General features: G+C 57.4%; 7 protein-coding genes, 1 tRNA gene and 1 pseudogene. 2 read left to right on the forward strand and 7 right to left on the reverse strand.

What is annotated here, in order from left to right:
* Positions 1–10: 10 nt before the first annotated feature.
* From VJ651_RS13245 to uvrB, 6 genes are all read right to left on the reverse strand, one after another.
* Entirely contained in the window at positions 11–1264 is a 1254-nt protein-coding gene (locus VJ651_RS13245) for an IscS subfamily cysteine desulfurase (protein WP_324107900.1), read from the reverse strand.
* Between the two features lie 17 nt (positions 1265–1281).
* Complete coding sequence (gene iscR, locus VJ651_RS13250; RefSeq protein ID WP_324107901.1) at positions 1282–1755, reverse strand: Fe-S cluster assembly transcriptional regulator IscR; 474 nt, start codon at positions 1753–1755, stop codon at positions 1282–1284.
* 268 nt (positions 1756–2023) lie between these two features.
* Positions 2024–3028 carry a hypothetical protein gene (locus VJ651_RS13255; protein ID WP_324107902.1) on the reverse strand — a complete coding sequence of 335 codons (1005 nt, stop codon included), beginning with the start codon at positions 3026–3028 and terminating at the stop codon, positions 2024–2026.
* A gap of 318 nt (positions 3029–3346) precedes the next feature.
* The gene (locus VJ651_RS13260) at positions 3347–3844 is read right to left on the reverse strand and encodes a low molecular weight protein-tyrosine-phosphatase (protein ID WP_324107907.1); all 498 of its coding nucleotides are present in this window, start codon (positions 3842–3844) and stop codon (positions 3347–3349) included.
* Positions 3845–4047: 203 nt separating this feature from the next.
* The gene (locus VJ651_RS13265; RefSeq protein ID WP_324107903.1) at positions 4048–4839 is read right to left on the reverse strand and encodes a uracil-DNA glycosylase; all 792 of its coding nucleotides are present in this window, start codon (positions 4837–4839) and stop codon (positions 4048–4050) included.
* A 68-nt stretch (positions 4840–4907) separates the two neighbouring features.
* Positions 4908–7013 carry an excinuclease ABC subunit UvrB gene (gene uvrB, locus VJ651_RS13270; RefSeq protein ID WP_324107904.1) on the reverse strand — a complete coding sequence of 702 codons (2106 nt, stop codon included), beginning with the start codon at positions 7011–7013 and terminating at the stop codon, positions 4908–4910.
* Between the two features lie 122 nt (positions 7014–7135).
* Between uvrB and VJ651_RS13275 the strand changes: the two genes are divergently transcribed.
* Both VJ651_RS13275 and VJ651_RS13280 read left to right on the forward strand, forming a co-directional pair.
* A complete protein-coding gene (locus tag VJ651_RS13275) occupies positions 7136–8350 on the forward strand; it encodes an amino acid aminotransferase (protein WP_324107905.1) in 1215 nt (404 codons plus the stop codon).
* Positions 8351–8456: 106 nt separating this feature from the next.
* Positions 8457–8532, forward strand: a tRNA-Asn gene (locus VJ651_RS13280).
* A gap of 218 nt (positions 8533–8750) precedes the next feature.
* On the opposite strand, the pseudogene VJ651_RS13285 reads toward VJ651_RS13280, so the two are convergent.
* Positions 8751–8881, reverse strand: a pseudogene (locus VJ651_RS13285) (IS5/IS1182 family transposase); the annotation flags it as partial.

Consider the following 8881-nt stretch of genomic DNA (forward strand, 5'->3'; position numbering starts at 1 on the left):
GCGGGACGACTTAGTGGGCAGCCCACTGGATCGAGTTGAGATCGACCCCGTCCTTGTACATTTCCCATAGCGGCGACAGTTCGCGCAGCTTGGCGACCTTGGTCTTGATGAGGTTGATCGTGAAATCGATGTCCTCTTCAGTCGTAAAGCGGCCGATGGTGAAACGGATCGAGCTGTGCGCCAGCTCATCGCTGCGACCCAGCGCGCGCAGCACGTAAGATGGTTCCAGGCTGGCCGACGTGCAAGCCGAACCGGACGATACCGCAATGTCCTTGATCGCCATGATCAGCGACTCGCCTTCGACGAAGTTGAAGCTGACGTTCAGATTGTGCGGCACGCGATGTTCCATGTCGCCGTTGATGTACACCTCTTCCATCTCGGTCAGGCCCTTGGCCAGACGATCGCGCAAGGCCTTGATGCGGACGATTTCGGCATCCATTTCTTCCTTGGCAATGTGGAAAGCTTCGCCCATGCCGACGATCTGATGCGTCGGCAAGGTGCCGGAGCGCAGGCCGCGCTCATGACCGCCGCCATGCATCTGGGCCTCGATGCGCACGCGCGGTTTGCGACGCACATACAGGGCACCGATACCTTTCGGACCGTAGGTCTTGTGCGCGGTGAATGTCATCAGGTCGACCTTCCACTTTTCCAGGTCGATATGCACCTTGCCGGTCGCCTGCGCAGCATCGCAATGGAAAATGATGCCCTTGGAACGGCACAGCTCGCCGATTTCCGGAATCGGCTGGATCACGCCGATTTCATTGTTAACCAGCATCACCGAAACCAGGATCGTGTCCGGGCGAATCGCTTGCTGCAATTGTTCGATGGTGATCAGGCCGTTGTCCTGCGGCTGAAGATAGGTTGCCTCAAAACCCTGGCGCTCCAACTCACGCACCGTATCCAGCACAGCCTTGTGCTCGGTCTTGACCGTGATGATGTGCTTGCCCTTGGTTTTGTAAAAGTGCGCCGCGCCCTTGAGGGCGAGGTTGTTGCCTTCAGTTGCGCCCGAAGTCCAGATGATTTCGCGTGGATCGGCATTCACCAGCGCGGCGACTTGCGCACGCGCCTCTTCCACTGCCTTTTCCGCAGACCAGCCATACATATGGCTGCGCGAAGCCGGGTTGCCGAATTGCTCGCGCAAATACGGGATCATCTTGTCCGCCACACGCGGATCGACAGGCGTCGTCGCCGAATAATCCATGTAAATCGGAAAATGCGGAGCCTTGATGGTATCGATCAGTGTTTTTTCCAATGGGGCGTTCATACTATTAATAACTCCAATCAAACTGTAGCGTGGGTGCGGGGCATCAGCACCACGTTATGGTCAGCAGTTCTCTGTCGCTGCTGATCCACCAGATCCTTCAAGGACACAGAATCCAAGTACTCCACCATCTTGGCATTCAAGGTGGACCACAGGTCGTGCGTCATGCAACGGGTTCCGTGCTCATGGCCAGGACTGTGACAGTTTTCCTTGCCGCCGCACTGCGTCGCGTCGAGCGGCTCGTCGACCGCAATGATGATGTCAGCGACCGTCACATCCTCGGGACGACGGGCCAGCGTATATCCACCGCCAGGCCCGCGCACGGAGTCGACGATCTCGTGACGCCGCAACTTGCCGAACAACTGCTCCAGATAGGAAAGGGAAATCTCTTGCCGCTGGCTAATCGCAGACAAGGTGACCGGTCCCTTGTCCTGGCGCAGTGCCAAATCGATCATCGCAGTCACCGCAAAACGGCCTTTAGTAGTCAGTCGCATAACCATCAACTCCAATATGAAACTTTATCCAAGTTCTGTCGAATATCCCGGATTCCCGAATATTTTGGTCAAGTATATCAAAGTTGAGTGATTTCGTCAGGTATTAATGAAATAGGGGAATTACTCCGTTTCCAGGAAATGAAGCGGCGCCGCGCAGCGTTGCCCGGCTCATGAGCACAGCCCGGCGGCCGCAAATAGACAGCATTGCTGCATTGCAACTTAAACGGACGCTATTATTTCATATTTCATTTGCGCCCGCCGAGCGCCGCTACTGAAGCTTCAGGCGCACGAACAGCATGTAGGAGACAGGCTCGGCGCCATAAGTCGGGACGGCACCAACAGGAATGAAGTGCTTGCTTACGAGCGCACCAACATCGAACTTGAGCGGGCCGCTGGTTTGCACATCCTTGAAATACCCCAGAGTCAGCTTGTTCATCTTGAACACCCGCTGGGGCGATCCGTTTTCATACAGGAGATCGTCGCTTCCAACCTGCTCCAGGCGACCGAAGACCGTATGGGCAACGTCGAATCGCAGCGCCGATTCGAGCAGATAGCCCGTTGTGGCCTCGCGATATTTTCTGGAAGTGCGGCCCCATGCCATGGTCGTTTGCCAGTCGCCGTCGCGGAATGGCCGGTAGTAGCTCGTCGAGATTGCCGCGCGGCGCGCGTCTCCGCTCGGCACAACCTGATCCAGCCCGACAAGCGTTCCGCGGCTGATCTGAAATGTCCAGTGATCCGAAGGATGGAAGGACAATCGGGTGGATCTGGAATCGAGGTGAAGAGCTTCGGTTTCTACCGGTTTCCGGTCATCTTGCCGCACCCCGGAAGCCGCCGAGCCTTCCAACTTCAGCCCGCGCCAAGCATAGCCGAGCGTAAGCCCCGCAGCGCGGTTATTTGCAGCGTCCAGCCAATAATTGAGCGCACCAGGACCGGAGAGCTCAGATCCGAAGAAACTGCGCAGAGAGGAAACAGGCGGCCATAGTGAGGATGCACCCGGAAGATCGGCATAACCGAATACCTCATGGCGCTCGCCCGCACGGAAATGAAATGAAGCGTCGCCATCTTGGAATGCAGAATCAGGCCGGGTGTTCTCGATTTCGATGCGCCGCTCGACATCGTCAGCATCCTTGGCATCCAGTCGTGGCACCGGATGTCGAAGCACTACCTGTTGCGGCATCGTCGGCACCACGCCGTCGTCCACCTCGGCAAGATTTGCCTGCGCGCATGCCGAGCAGGCGATCAGCCAACCCACAGATGCCATTGCCGCTGTCATGGGTACCATCATCTGGTTATTGACGCTTCAAACACCAACAGCTTAGGTCACGCAATCTCCATACCAAGACGCTCAGCTCGCATCAACATTCCGCTCGGGCAACGCCTCGTCATGAGCGGGCGCTGTCACCGGGATCCTCCCCTTTCAAAAATCGGTCGACGCGCGGCCAAGAAAGAACAACCGTCTCATCAAGCGTAATTTTTACATGTACCTGCAAGCTTTACTTCGAGGCCCCAGTCTGCTTTCAGGCGGGACACGACTGTGGCCGGCATTCAAGCGACGAGGCTCATTTCAAGGATGATTCGCTTCTTTCAATGATCAAGCGCCTCGCTCCAGAATCAGTATTCCCTGGGCAATCGAGCGAAGCAGCCCCTGGCATGCGTCCTCGATGTAATCAAATACGACATCGAAGTCCTTCGCGCCACGATAATAAGGATCGTGAACGATAGATGCCTTTCTCTTGCCGGCATAGCTCATCAGCAAACCGATTTTGGATTGATGCTCGTGCGGACACAGGTTCTGCATGACTTCAAGATTATTGAAATCCATTCCGAGAATCAGGTCGAAAGCATCAAAGTCCGCCGCCACGAGATGGCGGGCGCGCAAGGACGAAATATCATAGCCGCGTCGTCGCGCCGCGGCCTGTGCTCGAGGATCGGGCGGTTCGCCGACGTGATAATCATGCGTGGCAGCAGAATCGACAATCACCTGATCCTGCAGATTCGCGTCCGTCACAAGTTTGCGCATCACCCCTTCAGCCGTGGGCGATCGACAGATATTTCCCATGCAAACGAATAGCACACGACTTGTTTTCATCACCATTTCCGTCGCAATTCGAATAGCCGAGGGAGTGGCGTTCCACCCCAACCGTTCATCCATCCCATCTTCACGAAGTTTCCGGTCGAGCATCCTGATATGACGCAACAGCTCGGCGACTTTTTTCTGGGAAACGATTTGTCGCGCTGCGAGGAAATGGCCGCCTTGGTTGCCAAATGTGGGTTGGGCCGGCTTTCCGCGTTTCAGCTTTGCTGTTGCAGAAGGTGCATCGGTCCGAACAGACCTTGCATGCTGCGGTTTGCGATGAAGGACAGATTGTACGGATGTTCGGACACGGCACGCGGGAACCGGGCCGTCACATCCAGCGCATTCAGTTGCTCGGCGACCTTCCCCCAAAGGACCAGGGTCGGCGGCGAACTCGTGTTCCGTTCGGCGTGATCGGCAAGCGCCTTCAGAACCATCTGCAAAAACGGACGCCATGCCTTTGCATCCTTGAGTGGCGGCACGTCCGGGCGGTAGACCAGCGTAGCGTTCAGCAAAAGAAATCCGTGCCGGGTCAGATTGGCCTGCAGCTCGGTCAATGTTTGAATGAACGAGGATCCAATCGCCCGCGCTCTCAATGAAATATGCGCAATGGCGTCACCCGATGCATTTTCCGGCGACAGCATGCCATCGGCGACAAGCAGCATCTTCATGAAGTTGCGCAGCGACGTTGCCCGGTTCACTTCCTTGGACAAGCCCTTTTCCGACCACAGGGATTCGACGGCGCCATCCATGAAACAGACTCCCGTGGCACTCCTCTCGCGTGGATACGGTCCCTCACCAACCAGCACATAACGAACCGCATCCAGCGGAAGCGAAAATGCTGCGAACAGGCGGCCGTTGGTCGGCAGAAAGCTATCGATCGCGAGTGAAGGTAGATATTCCGGGTCCGCCGCGGCGATAGCTTCCAGCCCCCTGAGCAGGATCGGGCGCCAGGAAGGATCCGCCGATGCAAGCGCGTCGAGGATGGCTACTGGAATGGGCGAGGACATGGCGGATCAGAATAAAAACCGGGATTGTACCGCTGTCCAAGCCCGGCGCGACAATGCGTCATGCACGATCAGCGTGCATCTTGCTTGCCCGTCAAGGACACGACGTTGTCCAGGCCCGGCGCTCCGAACAATTGCTGTTTCAAGATATGCAACTGGTCGCGCACCTGCGCCGCCTTCTCGAATTCCAGATTCTTCGCATGCTCGACCATCAGTTTTTCCAGGCGCTTGATTTCCTTGCTGACCTGCTTCTCCGACATCGATTCATAGCGCGCCTGCTCCTGCGCGACCTGCAATTCCTCGCGCGCTTCCTGCGGACTGTACACGCCGTCGATCAGTTCTCGCACTTCCTTCTTGATACCCGCCGGCGTAATGTTGTTCGCCTTGTTGAACGCGATCTGCTTGGTGCGGCGCCGGTCGGTCTCGCCGATGGCGCGTTTCATCGAATCGGTCATCTTGTCGGCATACAGGATCGCCATGCCATTGAGATTGCGCGCGGCGCGGCCGATGGTTTGAATGAGGCTTCGCTCGGAACGCAGGAAGCCTTCCTTGTCGGCGTCGAGGATCGCGACCAATGACACTTCGGGGATATCCAGGCCCTCACGCAAGAGGTTGATGCCCACCAGCACATCGAATGTGCCCAGGCGCAGGTCGCGAATGATTTCCACGCGCTCGACGGTATCGATATCGCTGTGCAGATAGCGGACCTTGATGCCATTGTCGCCGAGGAATTCCGTCAACTGCTCGGCCATGCGCTTGGTCAGTGTGGTGACCAGTACGCGCTCGTTCTTTTTCACGCGTTCGGTGATCTCCGACATCAGGTCGTCCACCTGCGTGCTGGCCGGGCGCACCAGAATCGCCGGATCAACCAGACCGGTCGGTCGGACCACCTGCTCCACCACCTGCCCGGCATGCGTGTTTTCATATTCTGCTGGCGTTGCGGACACGAAGACCGTTTGCCGCATCTTGCTTTCGAATTCCTCGAACTTCAACGGACGGTTGTCGAGTGCCGACGGCAGGCGGAAACCGTAATCCACCAGATTCGTCTTGCGCGCACGATCACCGTTGTACATGCCGTTAAGCTGCCCAAGCAGAACGTGCGATTCGTCGAGGAACATGACCGCATCCTGCGGAAGGTAATCGACCAAGGTCGGCGGCGGCTCACCCGGCTTGGCGCCGCTCAGGTGGCGCGAATAGTTTTCGATGCCTTTGGTGAAACCGATTTCCTGCATCATTTCGAGATCGAAGCGCGTACGCTGTTCCAGCCGCTGCTCCTCGACCAGCTTGCCTTCCTTGCGGAACCACTCCAGCCGGTCGCGCAATTCTTCCTTGATGGTTTCGATCGCGCGCAGCACCGTGGAGCGCGGCGTCACGTAATGCGATCCGGGATAGACGGTAAAGCGCGGGATCTTCTGGCGCACGCGACCGGTCAGCGGGTCGAACAGTTGCAGGCTGTCGATTTCGTCGTCGAACATCTCGATGCGCACCGCCAGTTCGGCATGCTCGGCCGGGAATACATCGATGGTATCGCCGCGCACACGGAATGTGCCGCGCGCGAAATCCACTTCATTGCGCGTGTACTGCATCTGGATCAGGCGCGCGATCACATCGCGCTGGCTGACCTTGTCCTTGGCGCGCAAGGTCAGGATCATCTGGTGGTATTCGTTCGGATTACCGATACCGTAAATCGCGGATACCGTTGCCACGATGACCACATCGCGCCGCTCCATCAGCGATTTGGTGCACGACAGCCGCATCTGCTCGATGTGCTCGTTGATCGAGGAATCCTTCTCGATAAACAGATCGCGCTGCGGGACGTAGGCCTCCGGCTGATAGTAGTCGTAGTAGCTGACGAAATATTCCACCGCGTTCTGCGGGAAAAATTCGCGGAATTCGCTGTACAACTGCGCCGCAAGCGTCTTGTTCGGCGCAAAGACAATGGCCGGCCGCCCAAGGCGGCCAATCACATTGGCCATCGTGTAGGTCTTTCCGGAACCGGTCACGCCCAGCAAGGTCTGGTAAGACAAGCCATCCTCGATACCTTCAACCAGCTTCGAAATCGCAACCGGCTGATCGCCGGCGGGGGGAAAAGGCTGGTAAAGACGATAAGGCGAACCGGGGAAGGTGACGATCTTCGATTCGTCAAGTGCGCTGGAAACCTGGGATAAATCTGCCATCTCGATTCGACCTTTGGTAAAATAATTAGTTGCACGTCAGTCGGAGGCTTTCCGGCCTTCAAGACTGCTCACAACCCACTGCCAGGAACGATCTTCCGCAGTCAACTTTTCATGTTATCACGATGAGCCAATCCCATCCTGCCCCCCTCTTCAGCGCCATCGACATGGCGCCACGCGACCCGATTCTCGGCATCACCGAAGCATTCAACGCTGACAAGAACCCGAACAAAGTGAACCTCGGCGTCGGCGTTTATTACGATGACAACGGCAAGGTGCCGCTGCTCGAATGCGTGCGCAAGGCGGAAGCGCAACTGATGGAAAAGGCAACTCCACGCACTTACCTGCCGATCGAAGGCCTTGCGGCCTACGACAAGGCGGTGCAGGAACTGGTATTTGGTGCCGACAGCGCCGTAATTCAAGAAAAGCGCGCCGTCACTGCCCAAGCCCTCGGCGGTACCGGCGCACTGAAGCTCGGCGCGGATTTCCTGAAGCGCTTTGCCCCGAACGCGCAGGTGTGGATCAGCGATCCGAGCTGGGAAAACCACCGTGCGCTGTTTGAATCCGCCGGCTTCGTCGTCAACAACTATCCGTACTACGATGTGACAACGCGCGGCGTGAACTTCGACGGCATGCTGAACGCATTGAAGACCATGCCGGCTGGCTCCATCGTCGTGCTGCACGCCTGCTGCCACAACCCGACCGGCGCCGATCTCACCGACGCGCAATGGACCGATATCATCAAGGTCGTTACCGAACGCGGCCTGGTGCCCTTCCTCGACATGGCCTACCAGGGCTTTGGCGACGGCATCGATGCCGACGGCAAGGTTGTGCGTCAGTTCGCGCAAGCCGGCGGTCCGCTGTTCGTATCGAATTCGTTCTCGAAATCCTTCTCCCTGTACGGCGAACGCGTCGGTGCGTTGAGCATCGTCGCCACCAGCGCCGAAGAAGCCGCGCGCGTGCTGTCGCAGTTGAAGCGCGTGATTCGCACCAACTACTCGAACCCGCCGACCCATGGCGGACAAGTGGTCGCGACTGCCCTGGCAACGCCCGAACTGCGCAAGCTGTGGGAAGAAGAACTCGCAGGCATGCGCGTCCGCATTCGCGAAATGCGCCAGACACTGGTGCAGAAACTGAAGGAAAAAGCACCGGGACACAACTTCGACTTTGTGATCAAGCAGCGCGGCATGTTCTCGTACTCGGGTCTGACGAAGGAGCAAGTCGGGCGTCTGCGCGACGAGTTCTCGATCTATGCCGTCGATACCGGCCGCATCTGCGTCGCTGCGCTCAACTCGCGCAATATCGACAACGTGGTCGATGCCATCGCAAAAGTGCTGTAAGCAGATGCCCCCCCTCAATGCGCCCTCGGGCCCATTGAGAAAGGCGGTAAAAGCCAAGCAAAGTTTTGACACGGACAGAAAAATCGTCCTATAATAGCGATTCTGTTCCCTGATAGCTCAGTCGGTAGAGCGACGGACTGTTAATCCGCAGGTCCCTGGTTCGAGTCCAGGTCGGGGAGCCAAAAAATTCAAAGGGCTTGCGTGAAAACGCAAGCCCTTTTTGTTTTCTTCCATCCTCTTTCTCCAGCTCCTCCCCGCTAAAAAATGCATCCACCTTCCCGGGATCGCCTCGCGAAGTCTGATGACGTGTACAACAAAGGGCTTGCCGTTGATGAAATACCACAGTGAAATATTGCTTGAGGATAATCAACAGCCGCATGCCTTCGTTTGCTAGAGGGTGTTATGAACCTTGACCCAGCATGGCAGCGGCCTTACTGAGCATGAGACATGCGAAGGCGACGAAATGAAGTCCTGCCAGCGTGTCGGCAAGCCGCTCATAGTCGCGCGCCAGGCGGCGAAAGCGAGCCGCCC

The sequence above is a fragment of the Noviherbaspirillum sp. genome (assembly GCF_035254865.1).
GTDB lineage: Bacteria > Pseudomonadota > Gammaproteobacteria > Burkholderiales > Burkholderiaceae_D > Noviherbaspirillum.